Origin of the sequence: Mucilaginibacter gossypiicola (assembly GCF_900110105.1) — a bacterium.
Taxonomy (GTDB): Bacteria; Bacteroidota; Bacteroidia; order Sphingobacteriales; family Sphingobacteriaceae; genus Mucilaginibacter; species Mucilaginibacter gossypiicola.
The window spans coordinates 657141-678442 of record NZ_FOCL01000004.1 but is presented as its reverse complement, the minus strand read 5'-3'; the positions used below and the strand labels follow the sequence as shown (position 1 = coordinate 678442).

Genomic DNA, 21302 nt, shown 5'->3' with positions numbered 1-21302 from the left:
ACGTTTTATGCTGACTCTGTAAAAATACAAGCGCCAGATTTATTAATTGGCAATACTCCCAGAAAAATCACCTTTGACATCGCCGACACGAGGCACCTACGGAGCCTTAATATTCTCTTTACATGATCTTCTATAAACACGAAACTCCTACGGAGTTGGATTTTTTTAACTCCGTAGGAGTTTCGTGTTTATAGCAAAAGGTAGTCCGACGTAAGGCTCCGTAGGTGCTTCGTGTTTATCAAATTGATTAACTGGTAATAACCCCAAAATTGCTTGTACAACTTAATTAATCATTAAAAATTGATTAATTACTCCAATAAACATCTATTGTAACAGATTTATTCAAGAATTGAATGAAAATCGCGTTCAAAAGCTTCGCCGTAAATTGCTTTATATTCCTTGTTAAAATTCTCGAACGTGTTTTTTGCTAAAGAGTGCTTACCGATATGCGCCAGCGATTTGCACTTCAATATCATGGCCTCCTCATTTACCGGGTCAAAATAAAAAATATCATTTGCCAGTTTGATCAAAAATTCAGGATCATCAGTAACCTTTATCGAATTAGCAAACTGGATGTATGAGTCGGTGATCTCATTAGACACTTCCGACTTGAAAACGTCGAGCCATTCGTACTCAATATTCGACAGGAAATTCCCCCGCTGGGTGATATATGTAAGCTGGATTATTCTCTGTTTATTGAGTTTACTTTTGTTAGATACAATATTGAGGTAATTATGATAATCAACTTGAATTTCGTTATAATCTATCTCTATTTTCCAGTAGCCGGTATCTTTTGACAAGTGACAATGGCCCATTTTATCCAACAGTGATTTTAACTTGGCTATGTTCACTGAACGGTTATTGCGTGCGCTTTTCTCTGATTTATCAAACCAAAGTATCTCATTTAACTTTTCAGAACTCACTCCCCTGTCAAACTTCACCGAATACATGAGGATTACCAGAAACAACTCTTTCAATAAAGGCGTAAAGTACTTGGTGATCTCGTTACCGTCGGGTGTAAACAATTGCAGATCGCCAAATAAAAATATGCCATTTTTATTGGCATGCAGGCGGCTTTCATTTTCCTCTTTAGTCTCGGATGCAACCAGTTCCTGCGTTTCATTAACAGGTGTTATTTCAGCTACAACTTTTTGAGGCTCCGGCAGCGTTTGTAAAGCGGCTTTTTTGCGGCGGTTAATAACAACCACCCATATTCCTAAACCTACAACACAACCGCCAACTATCCATAGCAAATAACCGATATGGCTCTCTGACAAAATATTGATAGCAATTGGCTCGGGCGGACTAAGCAGTGAGTAAACCTTGACACGGGTATGGTCATTTTCTTTAAACAGCGTTACCGATAAAAATTTTGCGCTATGCGGTAGATAATACAAATCGGCATAGGCGCTTACATCGTGGAATTGAAACGGGATGGTATCGCCAACCATTTCGTAGGCAGACCTATCTAACGAGCCTTTTATAAGCTGCAGGCTTGAGTTAAATTTATGTTGCGGGAAAATCAAGCCGTAATAACTTTTGTCTTTTGAGTTGATGACAAGCGAATTAGCGAAAACAAAATCCTCGCCTTTTACATCGATATTGAAAAGCTTTTTAAAGCTTCGGTCCTTAACCGTATAGCGAACCATATCATACAGGTTACGCGGGTTCACGATCTGCTGGCCCGACGCACTACCATAACCGCCAATTACATAAACGGTATCGCCGGTTGCATTAGCTCCTAACCCGGCCAAATAACGAGGAGTAAAAGTATCCCCTTTAAATTTTACCTTTTCCCATTGTTTAGTGTTCAGGCTAAACCTGCGAACGCTGTCTTTATAAATCAACTGCCCGTAGCCGCCTATGGTATAAATGGCTGTATCGGTTTTGTTAAAAAACTTATTAAGATGCCCGTTATTAGTTGCAATATTAGTATAACCTTTATCCCATTTGCCGGTAACAAAATCAAACGTTCCAACGGCTGTTTGATCCATAAACAGGTAGTACAGCTTGTTATTAGCATATAATGCCTGGTCGCCAGGAACAAGCTTTTGCCGACCGGAACTGTATGCTTTGCTTTTTAACTGAGGTATTTTGTTGATGGAATAGGTAACCAATGAATCAGCCGTGATGACAAATACGTCCTCGTTTGCAGCATCAAAAGCTAAACTGGCATCTCCCGGAACCGTAAACTCCTTTTCCAGCTGCCAGTTGCGGTGACGGGCCTTAATCCAAAGCGGGTTATTAACCGAACCATTGTTTTTGTTCTCGATTTCGTTGGCTACGCTCCCATCCCACTCATTAAGAGGCCAGTTAGCTATTTGCTCTGTATTTTGTAGTACGCGTACATCGCGCAATTTAAACGGCGGTACATCTGTAGTTTGAAACTGCTTATAAGCATTAGCACCAAATAGCAGCTTATAGTTTGAACTTGCTTTTAAATGAATACCCGTTTCACTTAAAGACTGATTACCAGACACAACGGATATCTTATCGTTTTTATAATCAATCTGGATCTTTAAATTATTCCAGTGTTCAAAAAGCAGTTTATCATCAATATTGAAAGATATTTTTGAAAGACGTTCGCCAACAATGATCTTAAAATGCCTGGTATTAGCCTGGTTATCATACACTAAGTCGACGTTTTGATTATCGTCACCTATCAGCCGTAAAATATAACCGAAATAAATAACCCTGTTAGGTAAAAAAGACAGATCAAAAGAAACCTCAAATTTATCTTTAGGCGATAGGTTTTTCAGCGCAAGATCCAGCCCGGTACGTTTATCCTGTACAACCTCATGACTATAGAACCCCAACCCGTACGATTGCGCACGAGCGGGCGACATGAACAGAAAATTCAATAAAACAGTAACAATTATCCCCGGTAAAAAAAATCTCATGTTGATAAGTACACCCAAAGCATTACAACTCACGTACCGCCCGGTATTTATAATTAGGCCCCAATCCAGTGCTTTTTAATTGGCTCGATTGGCTAAAATTACGATAAATACAGTTTAGTTTCAAGGATTATGACATTATAATCCTACGCTTCACAAAGCTATTTAAGCTTCAATCATTTAGTGAACTTATACTTAGTGTACAATACAATTTAATATTAATTTGGAAGCGGAATTTCGTAACCGGTTGCTTTCAAAATAAATTCAACAATGGGTGTTGGATTAGGTAAACTGTGTGGATGATGCTTAAAGCCCGGCTTATGAATTACCGTGATTGAACCTCCAAGCGCTTTCACCTTTTGCTCAAATAACAAGGTATTTTTTGAAGGATCAACAGCCTCATCATCATCTGCCGAAAGATGCAGCATAGGGAACTTCCCTTTCACAATTTGCGGTACTTTATCAATTGGGCTTGCTTTCAATGTGCTTATTTGATTCAAGGAAGTTAAATTGAAGTCCTTTTTTAAAATAGCCGAATCGGGCCAGTACTTCAAATCGAGCAAGGCATTATCGGCATAGGTGCAGGCTACTTTATCAGGATTGGCAGCCGCCCAATTGTATATGTAAATGCCTCCCCTGCTCATGCCCTCAAGCACAGCCTTTTTACCCAGGCCGGCTTTGGTAAGCATTTTATAAAAATCGTTCCAGTAACCTATTGCTTCGTTATTACCCAATAGCTCCGCCACGTCGCAATAAACAATGTGGAAGCCCCGCTCTAAAAGCGCGATATCGGTCTGCGGTTCATGTCCCCAAAAGCGCGCACGCCATACCCAAGGATGGCCTTTAGCAGCCCATTTTGGCTTTACAACTTTACAATCGCGGTTATCAAAAGTAAATTCGGCACAAGGGTAGCCGTAAAAATTGCTTTCCTTAAACTGCTGGTTCATGCTGCTAAAAACATCGTAGTTGCTATCGCGGGGCTGCACAACCGCATCATATAACCTTTTGGCGGTCATGGCAGTACCCTCCAAATTGGGGTGGATCTTATCGGGCATCCAGCTTTCGCGATTAACAAACATGGAGCGCATATCAATCACCTCTAAATGTTCGTCATAGGCTACGTTTCTAAGTTTGGGAATGATGTTGTTAACAATCACCTTATCATATATCTGATTAGTATCAGCCTGAAAAGATGGAATAGGCAACAACAACACAATACGCGGATGCGAAGGCAATTGAGCAAATGACCGGATCAGGTCGTGATAATCTTTTTCATATTCATCCAGATGTACCCGGTTCACAAGCTTGGCATCGTTACCTCCCAGGTCAATAAACACCACATCGGGTTTGCTTTGCAGGGCCTGTTGATAGGCCTTGGTGTTCCAATAAGAAAGATCACCTTTGCGCAAAAGCGTAGCGCTGCTTACCCCAAAGTTGCTAACCGAATAGTTTTTACCCAAAAGCCTTTGCAGTTCTGCCGGATATGATTGCGTAGCAGGATCGGGCAAGGTAGCTCCATAGGTAATACTTGCGCCTGTGCAGGTTATCCTTGTTATCGCATTCGCGCCGTTGATCAGGCAAAAAGCTATCAGTATAATCAGTATCCTTTTCATGATTTAGCGTTTTTTAGTCATATCGATAACATCAGCAAGGCGGCTTGCAGGCGTAACTTTCAGATTAGTAAGCTTTCCGCCAACCACTTTACCTTCAACCGTGGTTTTGTAAGGTGCATTCAATTTAAAATCGGCGTTCCAGCCTGCGGGCCACGCAGGCAACAGCATGATCTTTTTGCCTTCTACCTGCATCAGCATTAATTGCAGGCCATTTTCGCCGTTCCCGCCGTTATCTTCATCGGGCATATAATCATTACCTTTATCCCAAAACGCTGGGAATTTCAGGCCCGCATCTTTTCGGGTTAGGGCGAAGCTGGTATAATCCTTAGCCACTTCGGCATCGCCAATCATAGCAGCCTGTATCGGATCCTGCACCCAACAGCCTTTAGAACGTTGTTTACGGGCATTGAAGGTATTAACAGCCACATCCAAACCGGGCTTACCTAAACCATAAAGTCTGAACGGATAAATAGCATACAACTCCGGATTTTCACTATTGAATGATTTAGCGGTTTGCGGGCCGGTATATGGCAGCAAAACGGTTTTGCCATCATGATTGGCAGTTGGCAATGGCGGCAATTCATCGTAGAATTTGCGCCAGTGCTGTTTTGTCTGCTCATCTGCAATGGTTGGCGGCAGGGCTATCATCCGGCTTATTACGGCATGTAATCCGGCAATATCCGGCGCAGGGTTATGAACCTTCCAAAACATTTCTATCGAATTATCAGGATCGAGCAGGAGCTTACCTGTACTATCGCGCTTGAAATGTTCGTCAAAAAACTGTAACCCGGCCTTAGCAACCGGCAGCAGCATTTTTTTGGCAAAACCGGTATCGCCGGTGTATTCGTAATAATCAAGCATCATCATGCTTAGTTCCAGTATAGGGGTAAAATAGTGATTGGTGTAATTGGCCTTAACTTCGGGCCCCATGTAGTTTAAGCCACCCCAAAAAGGGGCTGTTTCGGCAAAGTAAGCACCGTTATGTTTATAAAATCCATTAACCTGTTTGGCATTGGCCGGTAAAATATTGGCATACATCCTGAACAGCGGCAACATCATATCAAAATCGCCGGCCATAAGGCGCGGCCAGTACATAGGCCGGGTATTTTGAAACCAATACTGTCCGCCCCATGACCGGTAATCGGCATTGGCATTTTTCGCCGGGGCATCTACTACGAAAATGGAGCCATTGAACTTAATGGGATAAGCCCCCCTTCCCGCGCAAGCGGTAACAAAACGTTGCAGAATGTATCCCTGTGTAACTTTCTCGGCCAGATCATCGCCGGTCACAAATACATTGCTCCGGCTCCAGAATTGCTGCCACCATTTTTGATGAGCTAAACGCGTTTGTTCAAGGTTTAACTCATCAATAGTATTTACTTTGGGCTCCAGTTTGCCAAGCCATTGGCTCCCGCTTCCGGCTATGGCTGTTAATGGATAAATAGAAATTACCTGAGAGGTTACTTTGCCCGACTTTAGGGTAATGTCATCCTGGTTGGATAACCCCTCCCCTTTAATTATCGCCCCAAAAGTTAGATTAGCCAGATGTGCATCGGTAGTTGGCGAATTATGGTGATACCAGGCTATCCGGTTTTTTTGTCTGTTCAGCACCGTATCTGTTTTACCAGCGCGCCAATTTTCGAGCTTTACATTAACTGTAGCAGCGCTGATACTTTTGGTTTCTACCCTGATAACCGGATGGTTTGCATCAACCCAGATCCTGTATTGTACGGCAGATTTTCCTTCCCCTAACTGTGCCTGGATTTCGCCACTGCGGAGTTTTAAGATCTGTTTAAATGGCTCGTTGTTTTTTAAAGTACCGGGGTTTACCGATACTCTTATTGCTCCAAGTTTCATCAGTACCCCACCCTGCTTCATCCAGTCGTCCTTTTCGGCATCAAGCTCGCCACCCCAAGCATCTGTTTTGCTAATGTAAAAAACCAGATCACCATTTTTCTCGAACCACACATTCAGGCCGATATCTCCGTTTCCTAAGGGCATCGACTGTGCCGACGTTGGGCCGGGTGTATCCCATTCAACATTGTAATGATCCAATTGCGTGTTAACTGCAGATTGCGCCCGGCATAGTGTAGTAGTAAAGGCAAGGAGCAGCGTTGTGAGTGTTAACCCAACTTTTTTTGTATTCATAGGTTTATTTAACAGATGATGTACACCTGCATTTATCGGTTAATTGATGATGCAAATAAATTACTGCAACTTAATAAAAGATTAAAAAAGCATTAACTGCAAAAAATTATTACAATCGATTGTGAAAAGCATCTGACAAACAAATTCTTGTATCTTAGTTAAATGCATATTGAACGCTTTGCACCGGGCGAAATATTGAAGCCATTTATAAGGCAGTACGTTTTTGTTGAAACAACAGAAGAACTTACCAATCGCATTTTACCAGATACAGCATTGGTTATGGCTATCAGGTACGGCGGAAATATCAGTGATGTTACCGGGTTAAACACCAATCAACTTCCCTCCTCGCTCATCACCGGATTGAAGAAATCGCCCAGGTTAATTAACTACGGTTCCGCTACAAGTAACATGCTTATCTTATTTAAAGCAGCCGGAGCAGCAGCCTTTTTTAAGCACCCTCTTCATGAATTATTTGAGGCGAGTGTGCCGCTCGATAATTTCATCGCTCCGGATAAATTAACCTTACTTCAGGAACAGCTTGCGCAAGTAGATGGAAATCAACAACGGGTAGCTATCGTTGAGCGATTTCTGGTTCAACATGTTCAAACTTACAAGCAGGATCAACTGATCATATCAGCCCTGCAAAAAATCCGGTTATCTAAAGGGCAGATCAGGATCAGGGAACTTGCCGATGCGCATTGCCTTAGCCAGGACGCATTCGAAAAACGCTTCAGGCGGGTTGTTGGCACCTCTCCTAAACAATTTGCGAGTATTGTTAAAATCAAATCGATAGTTGATAACAAGACACAAAACGGTTCCCTTACACAAGTAGCCCTGAATGCGGGTTACTTTGACCAGCCACATTTTAATAAGGAATTTAAATTGTTCACAGGCTTAAGCCCTGCCGATTTCTTCAAAATACCACGGGCATGGTAAATCAATGATTTTTTACAAGTATTAGGTTTTAATTGTCCTGATTTTTGAAGAAAAACAAGGATAATCATGAAACAGATATTTATTGACCAATTTATTGTTCCGGCAATTGCCCAACAGGAATTTAAAGAACGGATGAAGGTCAACCGGGATTTTATAAAAAAGCTCGACGGCTTTGTTGAAGACAAGGCGTATGAACGTCATGACGAGCGAGGCAATCTAATTTGCATCACAACTGCCATTTGGGAAAACGAATATGTTTTACAAAAAGCAAAAGAAGCTGTTCAGCAGCTATATCAGCAACAGGGTTTTGATATGAAAGCCATGCTTCAAAGGTTACACATCAGCATGGAAAGGAACACATATCAGGCAATTACTGATTAAGGTTACTCTTTTTCACAGCCAAGGTGCCACGCCTAACGCCAAAGTTGCCTTCGAGATCGGTTCCTTCAATAATGTAGGTATAACTTCCCGGATTATCGGCGGTGTAAAAGCTAACCCTGGCTTTGCCTTCTTTATCAGTAACAATATGCGGCGCCCAGTGTATCGTAGACCGGATATCGGTCATATCCGGCGTTGAAGCCGGCTTATATTTAGGAGTGTAAAATTGTATGGGCATAGAAAAAGGCATAGGACGATACACATAAGTCCCGACAGCTTTTTTAACAAAAGGTCCGCGACCGCCACGTGTGGTTATCTCAATAAATGCATTTTCATCTGGCTCTGCCATAGGATTTTTAATGTATTGATGAGTATAGCTAAAAGTATTTCTCATACTTTTCATAACTTCTATGCCCTTAATCTCCTCAGCATCGTAATAGTCAAAATACTCTTTAAAATATAAATACGGAGAAAGGACATCGGGCTTAAAAAACTCAATATCCATACCATCAATAATCAAATGCAATGTCATAGTATTTAGCCTGTAATAAGATAAACCGGTTTTATCGGTATACAAATTAAAGCCTTTTACATTTTTAGTGATTAGATCGCCAAGCGAGGTACGCCCAGCCTTCTGAAGTGCCTCTTCATCAATGATCACGTCTGCCTCACCCGGCCCATTCAGGTTTTTGGAATCTTTGATGATCCGTTTATTTTTTATTACTACCTCCTTTAACACATTACCGCCCGTGATTTTAGCCATTTCATCTTTTAGGCTAATTTGTTTTTTTACCCTTAGCATGTTGTCGGTATCAATATTCAGAAACCATGGCTTTGTCCTATCATTTACAGCGGCGAATACAGGTGGTTTAAATTCGTCCATTTCAATACCCACGTTAAAGCTTTTGCCTTTCTTATTCCTGGCCTGAATAAAAAAAACAGCAGTATCCCCCGGGACGATGTCTTTAAAAACAAACTCGCCCTGTTTGTTAGTCACTGTATCAGTAATTATCAGTGGCTTTTTTGAATACAAAGTTATTCCCGAATTGGCAACCGGCTTATTAAACATATTGGTTACATGCCCGGTTATCAAAAATTGCTTTTCGGCAGCATAACCAGCTGAGGTTGAAGATGGCCATAACTCCTTCCAATCATATCCAACCCAACCCTGCGTTAAAAGTAACTGATCCAAATGTATCCATTTACTTTCTTCGTTTTCAGCCTCTTCATAATAGCCAGGTTCTTCAATTGTACCTTTTAATTCTGAGGTAAGGAGCATATAACCTCTTATCGAATTATTAGCTAAGCTATCCGTTTTCACCTGCGCGTTGTCTGTCACGGCCAGTGAAAAGCTGCCTTGTACCGGTGTGCCGTTTACCCCCTTAACTTCAATATCAAGGGCAACACTATCGCGCTGGACATATGCTGCTTTATTACTGTTGATACTAATCTTAAGATTATCATTATGATCAATAAACACCTTCCGTTCATTAAATATTTTTTTATCGGCCCCAATCAGCAGGAAACGAATAACACCATCCGGAAACAGGCTTTTATTTATCTGCATTTTAACACCTCCATTTTTAAAATGCAGCGAAGCGCCATAGGTTATCAAACCGTGAGCCTGCCCTAATAGATAGTAAATATTACCGGCAGCAATAATATCTGGAGTGGCGTTCAACAAGGCTTCCACAGAACCGGCATTTAACGAGTTATTAACCTGCAGTGTAATACCCGAGTTTTTGACAACAGGCAAAAGGAATGTCTTGAATGAGCCGTCAGGCAATTTTATTTTTGCCGAATAAACTTCGCCCCATTGCGGCAGCAGGTTAAATACCCCCATGCCTTTATGTGTTGCGGTAAAAGCCGAAACTTCCTGTTGTTTGCTGTTATATACTTTCCCCGAAATGTTAATACCGTACCCATCTTCATTTAGAGCTTTAAAAGCGATTCGGGCGGGCAGTCCGCCTACGAGTTCACCGCCTTCGGGCATAAATTGTAAATCTATGCGATCGGGGCGGTTAAGGATCAAGGGCATCATCAATCTGCGTTTCTCTTCTCCTTTTCGCAAATCCTGCATTACCAATGACAAGTTTGCGGCATTGGCCTTTTCGGACAGGTCAAAATTTGCAACAATAGTTCCGTCAAGATCTGTACTCATGTTGTTTTTAAGCAAAGTACGTTTACCATCTGTTAAGCGTAGTTGCATTTCACGAACGCCAACGGGAAAGGTATCAAACTTAGTAACACGCAAATTGAGCTGCACTTTCTCCTTATCTGCACTTTTTTGCGTTGATGCTTTATAGTTCACCAGCCAATCGTTGTAGGCTGTATTACCTATGTAAAGGTGCTTTTTGAAAACATATGATTCACCAAAATTGCGCATCCAGTTTGTATAAGCCCGCAAAAAATAGCCTCCCTGGGGTATCTCTTCTTCGTTCAATGTTATATTACCAAAAGCGAGTCCGGCAAAAAGCGGCAACATAACACGTTTCATTACCCGGTTGCTGTCATTTGCTATCTCTACATACAAAACACCACTTTTTCCAGCGGCGTGCAAACTGGGTTCTTCAAGCAAATAACCCTTAAACCATATGGTATCTCCAGCCTCATAGTTTGGCTTATCGGTTTGCAAATATATTTTTTCAATAGCCCTGCTTCTGGCAACGGTATCGGCTGTTGAAATTATATTATTTAAAAATGACCTTGGGGATTCCTGCCCGAAAAGGCGCACTGAACATAGGAGTGTTAACATGCAACATGATAAACACTTGAAAATATACAATATGGCAGACTTAGGCATAGGCAGGAAATAAGAGGTTAGGCTACAGAAATAAAATTAAAACAAATTACACTGCTTTCATAAGATAAATTTCAACGAATATTTATTATAACAACTTTTGTCTGTGTTGAAGCATTCCCTAAATTTACTTTCAGCTACCTGCTTTGTAATTTAATTTCTGATAGATTTGTGTTACGATTATAGTGCTTTATGACAATAACCAACTCCGATTTTAAAATAGATGTAACCTCCGAAATTGGCACACTACGCACATTGCTTATTCACAGTCCGGATAGCGGTTTGGGCAAAGTTGTGCCTTCAAAGGCTCAGGACTGGCTTTTTGAAGACATAATCCACCTGGATACCGTGCGCAGGAATGAATACGATTATTATGTAAAACTCCTGCTCTATTTTCTTGACCCCGGCAAAATAAAAGGCAAGCTGGATCAAATTGATGATGAAGGCACGCGCCGATCGTTTTTTAAGCCAGATAATGCAGGCTTCTACTCTTCGGACAAAGTTATCGAAATCCAAACCCTGCTTGCTGATATTTTACAGCAGCCAGATATCCGTGAAAAACTGGTAGCTGCCGTATGCGCCATTGAAAGCTGTAATTATCGCTTGCAGCAGCAGCTTACAGATACCAACCCAACTGAACTGGCCAAGATCTTTATTTCGGGTTCGTTAACAACCGAAGAGATGATCTTTGCCCCTATTCCGAATCTGATCTTTTCGAGGGATTTGGGCATAGCGGTAAATAACCACATGCTGCTCAATAAACCTGCAAAAAAGGCACGCTTCCGCGAAACGTTGCTGATGCGGTATATACTTTTCAACCATCCGCTGTTTGAAGCCTACCGCGATAATATTTTGGAAATCCCTGAAACTGCACAGCATTTTTTACGCCCCGGCGAAGACGCGGAAGGCCGTACCACTTTAGAAGGCGGTGATGTTATGATGGTTAGTCCCGATCATTTGGTGATTGGTTGCAGCGAACGTACTTCTGTCAGCGGCGCCAATGAAGCCATCAGGCTATTATTTGAGCATAATGTTGTAAAAAAGGTAACCATCGTAAAAATCCCGAACAAGCGTGATTATATGCATATCGACACTGTTTTTACGCAGGTTAAACGTGATACATGGGTGCTGCTCCGTTCGCTTGCTAAAGCCGAGGCGCCTATTGAGGAACGAGAACCGATATCATGGTTTGCTGATAAAAAACAAAAAGAACGGCCGGAAATTGTTCAATTTGAAAAAGACGAAAAGCCAAGGTTGTTCGGCTGCATTGAAGACCTGCTAACTGATATTAGTGAGAACGACCTCAAAAGCGGCGTAAAAACAAAATTCATCTATTCGGGTAATAACACCTTCCCATTTGATGCCCGCGAACAGTGGACAGACTCCTGTAACCTCCTCGCACTAAAAGAAGGCGTGGTTGTTGGGTACGACCGTAATGACAAAACCGTTGAAGCGTTTAAAGAAGGCGGCTTTAATGTGATCAGGGTAGCCGAGCTGCTTCAAAAATTTGAGAATAACGAACTTGATCCGCAAAGCATGACCGATACATTAATATTAATGCCTTCGGCCGAACTTTCCCGTGCCCGTGGTGGTTTCCATTGTATGAGCATGCCGATATTAAGGGATAATATTCTGAACCGGGATTAAAGGGATTTATCTGATTTATTGGATTTGACTAGAAAATCAGATAAATAAAATTCAGGTATTCTATAAATCCCGCTCAAAGCAAAATCCTAAATCCTGTTCAAACAAAAATCCTGTTAATCCATTAATCCCATAAATCAAGGTTCAGACATCATGAGTCAGTCAACATCGCATATATTAATGATCCGCCCGGTTAATTTCGGGTTTAATGAAGAAACTGCTGCAAGCAATGCTTTTCAGAACCCCGATGCCGAAAAAAATGGCGTACAGGAAAAAGCATTAAGCGAGTTTAATAGTATGGTTAACATTTTGCGCCATAATGGTGTAGATGTCACCGTTGTAGATGATACCCCACAGCCCTACACGCCCGATTCGATATTCCCGAACAACTGGGTATCATTCCATAATGATGGCGGTGTTTTCCTGTACCCTATGCAGGCAGAAAACCGCCGGCTTGAGCGCAGGGAAGATATCATAACCGATTTGGAGGATAAATTCAAAGTTGCCCATGTAATAGATCTGAGCCGCTTTGAGCATGATCACCGCTTTTTAGAAGGTACCGGCAGTATGGTGCTTGACAGGGATAACAAAATAGCATATGCATGCCTGTCGCCCCGTACAGATAAAGAGGTACTTAGTTATTTTTGTGAGCAGTCGGGTTACCAACCTGTCAGCTTTGATGCCGTTGATGAAAAAGGTAAGGCAATTTATCATACCAATGTGTTGATGTGTATCGGCAGTGGGTTTGCGGTGATCTGTTTGGATAGCATCCCCAATCCGCACGAAAAAATAACGGTTACAGCGTCATTAAAATCATCGCACAAAGAAATTATTGAAATCACTTTTGAGCAGATGAACCGGTTTGCGGGCAATATGCTCGAGGTGAAAAATAAAGCTGGCGAAACGTTGATCGTGATGTCGCAAAATGCTTATAACACTTTAAACGATACTCAGCGTTCGGCTTTGCAGAAATATGGAAAGTTAGTTTATGCAGATATCAATACCATTGAAACCAACGGTGGTGGCAGCGCAAGATGCATGATGGCCGAGGTGCATTTGCCAGCTAAATAGTTAACCGGCTACCGAATATTTGACGGTAAAGCTAACAAAGCGATGCGAAGAAATGCCTCAATAGTCACCGCCGTTATCGGCAAAAAACCACAGAAACAAAGCTTTATTTGCCATATATTTGCCGGTAACGGCAATAATATCAAATCATGAGCTATACTTCGGTAAACGAATTTGCAAAAAAATGGAATGTTCCGGAAAGGACTATACGAAATTACTGTGCTACAGGGAAAATTAAAGGAGCTTTTCTAACCGGTAAAACCTGGAATATTCCGGAAGATGCAGCATTGCCGAAAAAAGAAAACAAGAAAAGATTTAGTGATAATGTCTTGCTAAATAATCTGAAAGAGCAAAAGGACATGAAACTTAAAGGTGGTATATACCACCGTACACAGATTGACCTAACCTATAATTCGAACCGCATTGAAGGAAGCAAACTAACTCTGGACCAAACCAGATATATTTTTGAAACTAATACTATTGGAGCCACTAAAGAAAGTGTTAACGTAGATGATATTATTGAGACGAGCAATCACTTTCGTTGTATCGATCTGATCATCGATAAAGCCATGGCCAAGCTAACGGAAGCGCTTATAAAGGAATTGCATTTTTTGCTAAAATCGGGAACTTCCGACAGCAGAAAAGATTGGTTTAATGTGGGTGAATACAAAAAACTCCCAAACGAGGTTGGGGGTAACGAAACGTGCCATCCAAAGGGCGTTCCGGCAAAAATGAAAGAAATACTCTCTGACTATCACAATATCGAAAAGAAAAACTTTCAGGATATCATTAACTTCCACTATCAGTTTGAAATTGTTCATCCTTTTCAGGACGGCAACGGACGTGTGGGACGATTGATCATGTTTAAAGAATGCCTTGCTAATAATATTGTACCATTTATTATAGATGAAGACTTAAAGCTTTTTTATTATAGGGGATTGCAGGAATGGAATCACATAAAAGAGTATCTGTTAGACACCTGCCTTACAGCTCAGGATAATTATAAAGCTTTACTTCGGTATTTTGAAATAGAGTGGATAAATTAAGGATAGGCTCTGCACACTTTTCACAAAAATTGTATGCTGATTGTATAACAGCAACTTACATTAATAATGTATCTTTAAACATACGTTATTAATTAGGATTTTTTTACTAACGAATAAGCCCCTTAGCAGGGGCCTATTCGTTAAGTATCCGATTAGTACCTGTTCAGGTTTATTCGGTAATGAAATAGGTGTAAGCCTGTTTCTGTTTCATTTTTAAGCGTACGCGTTTGAGGCTGTCCTCTATGTCTTTACGCTCATCTTTTTCGGTCACGTCCATAAAAGCTTCCTGATAGTAACCTAAAGCTTTATTCCAGTCTTTTTGCTTTTCGTAAAACAAACCCAGCAAATCAAAAATGCGGGCCTTATTTACACCGGGAGTCATTAAAGCCTGGGCCGAAATAGCTGAAACCGATTTTTCCATACCCAGGAACACCACCAAATCGAGATAATGCGTATAATTATCAGGAAACGATGGCTCCAGTTCCATACAGGTTTTAAAATGATAGCCCGCAGTTTGATAATCCTGAATCTTGTAATAGTGTATCATTCCCAACTGGTAATGTGCCCTTGCAAAAAAAGGTTCATCCGTAATGATCTGGTTTAATATATTTAAGCCCTTAGGTGTTTCACCGAACGATAGTTCATCTACAGCCTGGAGGTACTTTTCTTCTATTGAATAATAATTGTCCATATAAAATTTCAAATTCAGTTAAGCTTACGATTAAGTAATGCTTAATGTTAAACTAATGTGGTAAATGTAGGATCGGTTTGGGTACTTCGAAACCGCTATACCGGAGTTGAGAAGAGAATTATCGATGCAAAACCCTTCTGCTGCGGCACCATGGGCCACATTACTATTGAGCAGAATGATTTATTAAATAACATCGGTTTGTACTTTATATGTGCAAACCTACAATTATTGGATGAGAAAAGCAAGAAGTGTAGCCCCTTGCACAAAGCGAAAACATTGTGCATGAGGTTTATGGCCTTTGTATGACTTGTAAAAGCAGCAAATAAAAATAGCAGCCCTAAGTTAAGCTGCTATCGCATTTTGTTTAACTGCCTCAATCAGGAAGTTAGTTTTTAATTCTTTTTCGGATATCATAACACTAAAGTCATCAAACTTAATACCGTGCTCAAGCGGGTAAAGTACATAGCCGCGTTTAAGCGCATCATATGCCCCAAGTTCAAATATCTCGTCGTGTTTTTTGCCTTTTATTTTCGCGCCGCTCACCAACTGGTAAGCATCGAATATGGATTCAAAATTATTGTTTTTCATGGTACAGGTGTCTATACAATTACTCTGCCAATTTTTAGGCAAACCAGTCGAATAAATCGTTTTGTTTTAAAGAAGCTCTCTCTGTACCCGATAAATCGTTAATAATCCCCCCCTCGCCCATTTGTATTATTCGTGTGCCATAATTAAAAGCGTCCTTTAAATTATGCGTAATGAATACAGCAGTCAGATTAAAATCACGGATCAGTGTATCAGCTGTCCGCATTACCACATCGGCAGAGCGGGGATCAAGCGCTGCCGTAGGTTCATCAAGCAGTAAAACCTTACAGCTATCCATAACGCTCATTAGCAAGGTAAGTGCCTGTCGTTGCCCGCCCGATAATGTACCCATAGGCTGATCTATCTTATCCTGCAACCCCATCCCAAGACTGGCTACCTTTTCCTGAACCTGTTTTTTAAAGACGTCATTTACCCCAACCGATAAACCTTTTGTTTTGGTGCGGAGCGATGCCAGGCGAAAATTATCTAAGATGCTCAAATCAGGTGCAGTGCCGCTTAGTGGATTTTGGAATACCCTCGCAATCCACTGGCCGCGCTTATAATCAGGCAATTTGGTAACATCGGCATTATCAATACTTATCGTTCCCTTATCGGGCAACACACTGCCGGCAATTAAATTTAACATGGTAGTTTTACCAGAGCCGTTTGAGCCTACAATCACCAAAAACTCACCGTTTTTGATTTCCAGCGAAATGCCATTAACCGCGTTTACCTGGTTGGCTTTACCTTTATTAAATATTTTATGTACGTCGGTTATCGTTATCATGATGATTTCAATAAAGATAAACGCGGCAGACTTACAATAACCAGTACAAAACCTGCTGTAACTATTTTAAGTAATTTAGGGTCAACACCTACCGACAGCGTAAATGCAAGTACCAACTGGAATATCACAGCCCCCGTCAACACCAATACCAGGCTTAACCATACTGATGTGAGTTTAAGCCAATTGATTAATGTTTCGGCTATAATTACCGAGCCCAAGCCTACTATCACAATACCAATCCCCATGCTGATATCCGCAAAGCCCTGAAACTGCGCTACCAGATATCCACTCAAAGCTGTAAGTGCATTAGCCAAAGCCAAACCGGTGATCTTCATTCTATCGGTATTTACACCTAACGAACGGATCATGGATTCACTATTACCTGTAGCACGCATGGCAATTCCAAAATCCGTTTTAAGCAAATACCCAATCATAAAAGCAATCACAACAACAAAAACAGCAAGGATCCAAAAGGTATTTTGATTTGGATCACTCACGATATTGAGTAATGTAAACAATGAAGGCAAATTGATAAGCGGCAGGTTTGAACGGCCTAAAATGGATAAGTTAACAGAGTAAAGCGCCGTCATGACGAGAATCCCGGCCAGCAGCGCATTGATCTTTAATTTGGTATGGATAATACCGGTAACAGCCCCCGCTGTTGCACCTGCCAAAATCACAGCAGGCAAAATAACATAAGTAGGTTGATGATTGGTCAACAATACCGCCGTCACCACACCACCCAATGTATAACTGCCATCTGTTGTGATATCCGGAATGTTGAAAATCTTCATGGATATATAGATCCCCAGCGCTATGGCCGAAAAGCACAGGCCTTGCAGTAAAGCGGTAAGGTAAAAATCCATTTATTTTACAGGCTCAAAATTTGGCGGAATGGTGATGTTATATTTTTTAGCCGCTGCCGGGTTATATACCCTCTTCCTGATCTTCACCATTTCGGGCTGCAAACCATCCGTTTTATGGGTTTTAAGATATTGGGCTGCCTGTTCGCCGGCCTGGTAGCCCCACTGGTAAATATCGGCGCCAAAAGCAGCTACAGCGCCGCGTTGCACCAAACCTGCTTCGCTGGTAAAAATTGGGATATTTTTTTGGTTGCAGTTTTTCAGGATGGTTTCAAAAGATGCAAAAACGGTATTATCCGGATTGGCAAAAAAAGCGTCAATATTTTTATTTAGCAGCGATTGCGTAACCAGCTGCGCATCGGCGGATGTATTTAACGGAAGCGCTACAATATCAACATTTAAGCCCGCAGCCAATGTTTTAATACGGTTCAGGGCATCCGCCGACTGTGGCTCCGACTGGTTATAGATCATCCCGATAACCAGCTTTGAACCTTTAGGTTTAAGCAGCTTGGGAATAATGCTGAATGAGGTATCGATATAATTAAGATCTTCTACCGTGCCAAAAAGGTTGGCCGGAGCTTTGCCGCCTGCATCAACAACCTTCATACGCTCGGCAGTTGGCGATACCATAGCAAAAACAGGAATGCTTTTTGTTTTTTGAAGCGCTGTCACCGTTGATAACGTTGTGCAGGTTGCCAGCAGGTTAACACTATCAGTAACAAAGTGGTTTACGATCTGTGTAAGCGTTGGGATATCGCCCTGTGCGTTGCTATATTCAATCTGAACGGTTTTCTTTTCTTCGCTAAAGCCGTTCTTAGCCAAAGCATCGGTGAAACCTTTGCGGGCCTGAGATATGGTGGCATCTTCAAAAGCATCAACAAAACCAACTACAGGCACCTGCATTGATTTGGTTTTCGGTTTACAGGACGCAAAAAGGATAAAAGCTAAGGCTACCGGCAGATATTTGATGAACTTCATTTTACTAAATTAATTTTTTAGCTGTAAAGCTGAAAGTACAATGGCAAAAGCTGAAAATTGTTTTACAATAGGATTATAACATTGCGATAAGTTACAGCACAAGTTAGGGTAGCAGGTTAGCTGCTCCCATTAAATAAATCCAACAGACCTGCTACTTAAACAAGTTCTTTAAGTTCGGCAAAATTACTGATAGTTGCTACCATACCATCGGGTACTACACCAAAACCATAGTTTGCAAAAATGAATGGTACACCGGCTTGTTTTGCGGCGCTATAATCGCCCATAGTGTCACCCACATAAACCGGCGCTTTCAATTGATGATCATTAACTACGTCTTTAATATTATCAGCCTTAGGGTTTCCTTTCGTTCCAAAACACTGGTGACCAAGAAAATGGCCATGCAATTGGTTCAGATCCAAAAACAGTTCGATATAACCATTCTGGCAATTGCTCACTATATAAAGTTTGTAATTTGCAGCAAGATATTTAAGGGTGTCTTCCAGCTGCGGGTACAGTTCCCCTCCTTTGGTGTACAGGATCTCCAACTCGCTAACAGCGCAAAGGGCTTGTACCTCTTTACGTTGCTCTGCATTAAGTTCGGGGAATAATTTATCAAAAATGGCATCATAGGTCATCCCTGTGATAGAACGCACTCGTTCTTGCGTCATTTCCTCTTTAATATATTCTACCTTACTGATAGCTGCCTGCCACGCCAGGGCAACAGTAGCCGTACTATCCCAAAGGGTGCCGTCAAGGTCAAAAATTATGCTGTCGTATTTATTTTTTAGCGAATTATTCATATTGCCGGCAAAAATAATGTTTTTTACTCCTGCCGGCTATCACATTGCTGTTAATTTATGAAGGAAAAAAGGTTATTGAGCTGTAATTACCCGTATCATATTATTAAAAGTGTCGGCAACATAAACTTTACCTACACCAACAGCCAGGCCGTAAGGAACAGAGAAACTTGCTTTAGAACCTTCTCCATCTGCCAGGCCCGAAAAACCGGTACCTGCAACTGCAGAAACATTACCGTATGCATCAACAGCTCTTATAAAGTGGGCCGAGTCGCCTTCATAGATAACACCCTGATTATCGGCGGTTAAGCCAACAGGCGCTGTAAAGGTAGCGGTATTACCGGTACCATTTGTTGAGCCCTCGGCACCGCTGCCGGCCAACGTAGAAACAACGCCATCAGAGGTGATCTTTCTGATCATATTATTACCCGAATCCGTTACATAAAGGCTACCCGATAAATCGATCACAATGCCTTTAACCTGTGAAAAGCTTGCGGCAGTACCTGTTCCGTTTGCAGAACCACTTACACCCGACCCCGCAAAGGTAGTTACAACACCGGCCGAAGTTACTTTGCGGATCTTATAAACGTCGGCAACAAATAAATTTCCATTTCCGTCAACCGCTATTCCGGTTGGCGCGGTAAAGCCTGCAGCTGTACCTGTACCGTCGGCACCTCCTGCTCCACCTCCTGCCAGTGTAGTAACTATGCCTGCCGAAGTTATCTTCCTGATTACTTTACCTGTAGTTTCCACAACGTACAGGTTGCCGCTACCATCCAGTGTTACATCCTGCGGATTATTAAAACTGGCGTCGGTACCTGTTCCGTCGGTGTCTCCCTGCTCACCGCTCCCAGCAAAAGTAGTGACCACACCGGCCGATGTTATTTTACGGATCAGGTTATTGCCTGCATCGGCTAAATAAATATTGCCTGCTGCATCTGTAATCATGCCAGCCGGATGATTGAATGAGGCAGCAGTTCCGGTGCCATCAGCGTTGCCCGGATTTATGCTGCCGGCAAATGTGCTTACAACAACCGATAGTGTTTGAGAAGTGACATTACTCTTTTTTGAACATCCTGAAATAATAAGCAAAAGCATTAGGCATGGCACTGCTTTAAAAATGGCTAATTCATTTTTCTTCATAACGTAATTTTAAACAGAATACTTTAATTGGTTTTTATAGCTGATCAGTGCAGGAGGTGCGCTAATTTAATTAAAATTAAAGCTTAATCAAATTAAAACGCTATAGCCTAAGTAATATCTGAAAATTACCTTATAATCTTGATTGTTGCCCGGTAAAAGGTTTTAATTTTTTTTATAGAAATATCAACGTTATATCAAATTTTCTTTCTACATTTAACTATTCACTCATATCTATTAATAATTGCGTAAAACTACGTACGCAAAACGGTGAAATCCCTGATTACTTTTTATAGAGCGTTGGTTACTTTTGGAGTATAATTTGTTTCTGCACACACAGAGGCTCTGTTAAAAACTTACACCTTGCTTATGAAATTATTCTACCATTTTCTTGTACTGGTTGCGGCATCCCTCATTTTAATAGCATGTGCCAACATGTTTGCCTCAACACCCGAAAAGACACTTGACATGCCCCCGCAACGAAGCGGTAACTATTTAGATAAAGATTCGCTGTTAAATTCAGGGATAAACACCCGGCTCGTAATTCCGGATCATCATTATGATGATGTTTTGAATAGATATACCAGCGGCAGGCACCAAACGGAATATAAAATACGCTCGTTTAATAATTTACTTATTGCAGCAAATGACTTTGGCCTAAACCAAATTGAAAAATAATTTAGTTTAATAGTTAGTTAATTAGTTAGGAACAGTTGTAAACAGTCGTTACAGAGATGTACCGACTGTTTTTTTATGATTAGAACTTGGGAAACGAGCCCAACCCGAAAAATATAGCAAACAAAGGGATAGCTAACAGTAAATACGCTTTTGCCAATTGCCTGTCATCGGCATTACCAACTACAAATACATTATATAAATCGGTTTTCAATGATTGAAGTTTTGCTTTCATGATAAAATGGTTTTAAGTAAT

At 41.3% G+C, this 21302-nt stretch carries 18 protein-coding genes; 6 read left to right on the top strand and 12 right to left on the bottom strand.

Annotated features, from left to right (window positions below; genetic code table 11):
* Window positions 1-338: 338 nt before the first annotated feature.
* The 3 genes from BMX50_RS16455 to BMX50_RS16445 all read right to left on the bottom strand — a co-directional run bounded on the left by BMX50_RS16455 (window position 339) and on the right by BMX50_RS16445 (window position 6658).
* Window positions 339-2900, bottom strand: a complete 2562-nt coding sequence (locus BMX50_RS16455; RefSeq protein ID WP_143065197.1) for a Kelch repeat-containing protein — start codon at window positions 2898-2900, stop codon at window positions 339-341.
* A 215-nt stretch (window positions 2901-3115) separates the two neighbouring features.
* Entirely contained in the window at window positions 3116-4510 is a 1395-nt protein-coding gene (locus tag BMX50_RS16450) for a GDSL-type esterase/lipase family protein (protein ID WP_091211620.1), read from the bottom strand.
* Between the two features lie 3 nt (window positions 4511-4513).
* The gene (locus tag BMX50_RS16445) at window positions 4514-6658 is read right to left on the bottom strand and encodes a DUF5703 domain-containing protein (protein WP_091211619.1); all 2145 of its coding nucleotides are present in this window, start codon (window positions 6656-6658) and stop codon (window positions 4514-4516) included.
* Between the two features lie 162 nt (window positions 6659-6820).
* Between BMX50_RS16445 and BMX50_RS16440 the strand changes: the two genes are divergently transcribed.
* Both BMX50_RS16440 and BMX50_RS16435 read left to right on the top strand, forming a co-directional pair.
* Window positions 6821-7594: a helix-turn-helix domain-containing protein gene (locus tag BMX50_RS16440; protein ID WP_091211618.1), complete on the top strand. Its 774-nt coding sequence runs from the start codon at window positions 6821-6823 to the stop codon at window positions 7592-7594.
* 66 nt (window positions 7595-7660) lie between these two features.
* On the top strand, window positions 7661-7975 hold the full coding sequence (locus BMX50_RS16435; protein WP_091211617.1) for a hypothetical protein: 315 nt from the start codon (window positions 7661-7663) through the stop codon (window positions 7973-7975).
* On the opposite strand, the gene BMX50_RS16430 is transcribed toward BMX50_RS16435, so the two are convergent.
* Entirely contained in the window at window positions 7965-10727 is a 2763-nt protein-coding gene (locus BMX50_RS16430) for a hypothetical protein (RefSeq protein ID WP_143065196.1), read from the bottom strand. The genes BMX50_RS16435 and BMX50_RS16430 overlap by 11 nt on opposite strands.
* A gap of 237 nt (window positions 10728-10964) precedes the next feature.
* Here BMX50_RS16430 and BMX50_RS16425 point away from each other — a divergent pair, with 237 nt between their 5' ends.
* The 3 genes from BMX50_RS16425 (at window position 10965) to BMX50_RS16415 (ending at window position 14530) form a co-directional block, all read left to right on the top strand.
* Window positions 10965-12419, top strand: coding sequence for an arginine deiminase family protein (locus BMX50_RS16425; RefSeq protein WP_091211615.1), 1455 nt, complete (start codon window positions 10965-10967; stop codon window positions 12417-12419).
* Between the two features lie 150 nt (window positions 12420-12569).
* Window positions 12570-13487 (top strand): citrulline utilization hydrolase CtlX, encoded by a 918-nt coding sequence (gene ctlX / locus BMX50_RS16420; protein WP_091211614.1) that lies wholly within the window; start codon window positions 12570-12572, stop codon window positions 13485-13487.
* Between the two features lie 146 nt (window positions 13488-13633).
* Window positions 13634-14530 (top strand): Fic family protein, encoded by an 897-nt coding sequence (locus tag BMX50_RS16415; RefSeq protein ID WP_091211613.1) that lies wholly within the window; start codon window positions 13634-13636, stop codon window positions 14528-14530.
* 169 nt (window positions 14531-14699) lie between these two features.
* Here the strand turns inward: BMX50_RS16415 and BMX50_RS16410 are convergent, their stop codons facing one another.
* From BMX50_RS16410 to BMX50_RS16380, 7 genes are all read right to left on the bottom strand, one after another.
* On the bottom strand, window positions 14700-15221 hold the full coding sequence (locus BMX50_RS16410) for a tetratricopeptide repeat protein (protein ID WP_091211612.1): 522 nt from the start codon (window positions 15219-15221) through the stop codon (window positions 14700-14702).
* Between the two features lie 342 nt (window positions 15222-15563).
* Entirely contained in the window at window positions 15564-15809 is a 246-nt protein-coding gene (locus BMX50_RS16405) for a hypothetical protein (RefSeq protein ID WP_091211611.1), read from the bottom strand.
* 34 nt (window positions 15810-15843) lie between these two features.
* The gene (locus tag BMX50_RS16400) at window positions 15844-16593 is read right to left on the bottom strand and encodes an ABC transporter ATP-binding protein (protein WP_091211610.1); all 750 of its coding nucleotides are present in this window, start codon (window positions 16591-16593) and stop codon (window positions 15844-15846) included.
* The gene (locus tag BMX50_RS16395; RefSeq protein ID WP_091211609.1) at window positions 16590-17459 is read right to left on the bottom strand and encodes an ABC transporter permease; all 870 of its coding nucleotides are present in this window, start codon (window positions 17457-17459) and stop codon (window positions 16590-16592) included. The genes BMX50_RS16400 and BMX50_RS16395 overlap by 4 nt, the downstream gene beginning before the upstream one ends.
* Window positions 17460-18434 (bottom strand): ABC transporter substrate-binding protein, encoded by a 975-nt coding sequence (locus BMX50_RS16390; RefSeq protein ID WP_091211608.1) that lies wholly within the window; start codon window positions 18432-18434, stop codon window positions 17460-17462. It abuts the gene before it with no gap.
* Window positions 18435-18589: 155 nt separating this feature from the next.
* Window positions 18590-19234, bottom strand: a complete 645-nt coding sequence (locus BMX50_RS16385) for an HAD family hydrolase (protein ID WP_091211607.1) — start codon at window positions 19232-19234, stop codon at window positions 18590-18592.
* 72 nt (window positions 19235-19306) lie between these two features.
* Window positions 19307-20374: an NHL domain-containing protein gene (locus BMX50_RS16380; protein WP_091211606.1), complete on the bottom strand. Its 1068-nt coding sequence runs from the start codon at window positions 20372-20374 to the stop codon at window positions 19307-19309.
* Between the two features lie 366 nt (window positions 20375-20740).
* Here BMX50_RS16380 and BMX50_RS16375 point away from each other — a divergent pair, with 366 nt between their 5' ends.
* Complete coding sequence (locus BMX50_RS16375; RefSeq protein ID WP_143065195.1) at window positions 20741-21049, top strand: hypothetical protein; 309 nt, start codon at window positions 20741-20743, stop codon at window positions 21047-21049.
* 79 nt (window positions 21050-21128) lie between these two features.
* Here BMX50_RS16375 and BMX50_RS34570 read toward each other — a convergent pair whose 3' ends face one another.
* Window positions 21129-21281, bottom strand: a complete 153-nt coding sequence (locus BMX50_RS34570) for a hypothetical protein (RefSeq protein ID WP_167667965.1) — start codon at window positions 21279-21281, stop codon at window positions 21129-21131.
* Window positions 21282-21302 lie beyond the last annotated feature (21 nt).

What these genes read in the sequence shown, in the direction of transcription:
- BMX50_RS16435 (WP_091211617.1), top strand. Translation starts at nt 7,661, where the DNA reads ATGAAACAGATATTTATTGACCAATTTATTGTTCCGGCAATTGCCCAA.
- BMX50_RS16445 (WP_091211619.1), bottom strand. Translation starts at nt 6,658, where the DNA reads ATGAATACAAAAAAAGTTGGGTTAACACTCACAACGCTGCTCCTTGCC.
- BMX50_RS16400 (WP_091211610.1), bottom strand. Translation starts at nt 16,593, where the DNA reads ATGATAACGATAACCGACGTACATAAAATATTTAATAAAGGTAAAGCC.
- BMX50_RS16405 (WP_091211611.1), bottom strand. Translation starts at nt 15,809, where the DNA reads ATGAAAAACAATAATTTTGAATCCATATTCGATGCTTACCAGTTGGTG.
- BMX50_RS16425 (WP_091211615.1), top strand. Translation starts at nt 10,965, where the DNA reads ATGACAATAACCAACTCCGATTTTAAAATAGATGTAACCTCCGAAATT.
- BMX50_RS16410 (WP_091211612.1), bottom strand. Translation starts at nt 15,221, where the DNA reads ATGGACAATTATTATTCAATAGAAGAAAAGTACCTCCAGGCTGTAGAT.
- BMX50_RS16390 (WP_091211608.1), bottom strand. Translation starts at nt 18,434, where the DNA reads ATGAAGTTCATCAAATATCTGCCGGTAGCCTTAGCTTTTATCCTTTTT.
- BMX50_RS16395 (WP_091211609.1), bottom strand. Translation starts at nt 17,459, where the DNA reads ATGGATTTTTACCTTACCGCTTTACTGCAAGGCCTGTGCTTTTCGGCC.
- BMX50_RS16440 (WP_091211618.1), top strand. Translation starts at nt 6,821, where the DNA reads ATGCATATTGAACGCTTTGCACCGGGCGAAATATTGAAGCCATTTATA.
- BMX50_RS34570 (WP_167667965.1), bottom strand. Translation starts at nt 21,281, where the DNA reads ATGAAAGCAAAACTTCAATCATTGAAAACCGATTTATATAATGTATTT.
- BMX50_RS16380 (WP_091211606.1), bottom strand. Translation starts at nt 20,374, where the DNA reads ATGAAGAAAAATGAATTAGCCATTTTTAAAGCAGTGCCATGCCTAATG.
- BMX50_RS16375 (WP_143065195.1), top strand. Translation starts at nt 20,741, where the DNA reads ATGAAATTATTCTACCATTTTCTTGTACTGGTTGCGGCATCCCTCATT.
- BMX50_RS16385 (WP_091211607.1), bottom strand. Translation starts at nt 19,234, where the DNA reads ATGAATAATTCGCTAAAAAATAAATACGACAGCATAATTTTTGACCTT.
- BMX50_RS16455 (WP_143065197.1), bottom strand. Translation starts at nt 2,900, where the DNA reads ATGAGATTTTTTTTACCGGGGATAATTGTTACTGTTTTATTGAATTTT.
- BMX50_RS16450 (WP_091211620.1), bottom strand. Translation starts at nt 4,510, where the DNA reads ATGAAAAGGATACTGATTATACTGATAGCTTTTTGCCTGATCAACGGC.
- BMX50_RS16415 (WP_091211613.1), top strand. Translation starts at nt 13,634, where the DNA reads ATGAGCTATACTTCGGTAAACGAATTTGCAAAAAAATGGAATGTTCCG.
- ctlX (WP_091211614.1), top strand. Translation starts at nt 12,570, where the DNA reads ATGAGTCAGTCAACATCGCATATATTAATGATCCGCCCGGTTAATTTC.
- BMX50_RS16430 (WP_143065196.1), bottom strand. Translation starts at nt 10,727, where the DNA reads ATGTTAACACTCCTATGTTCAGTGCGCCTTTTCGGGCAGGAATCCCCA.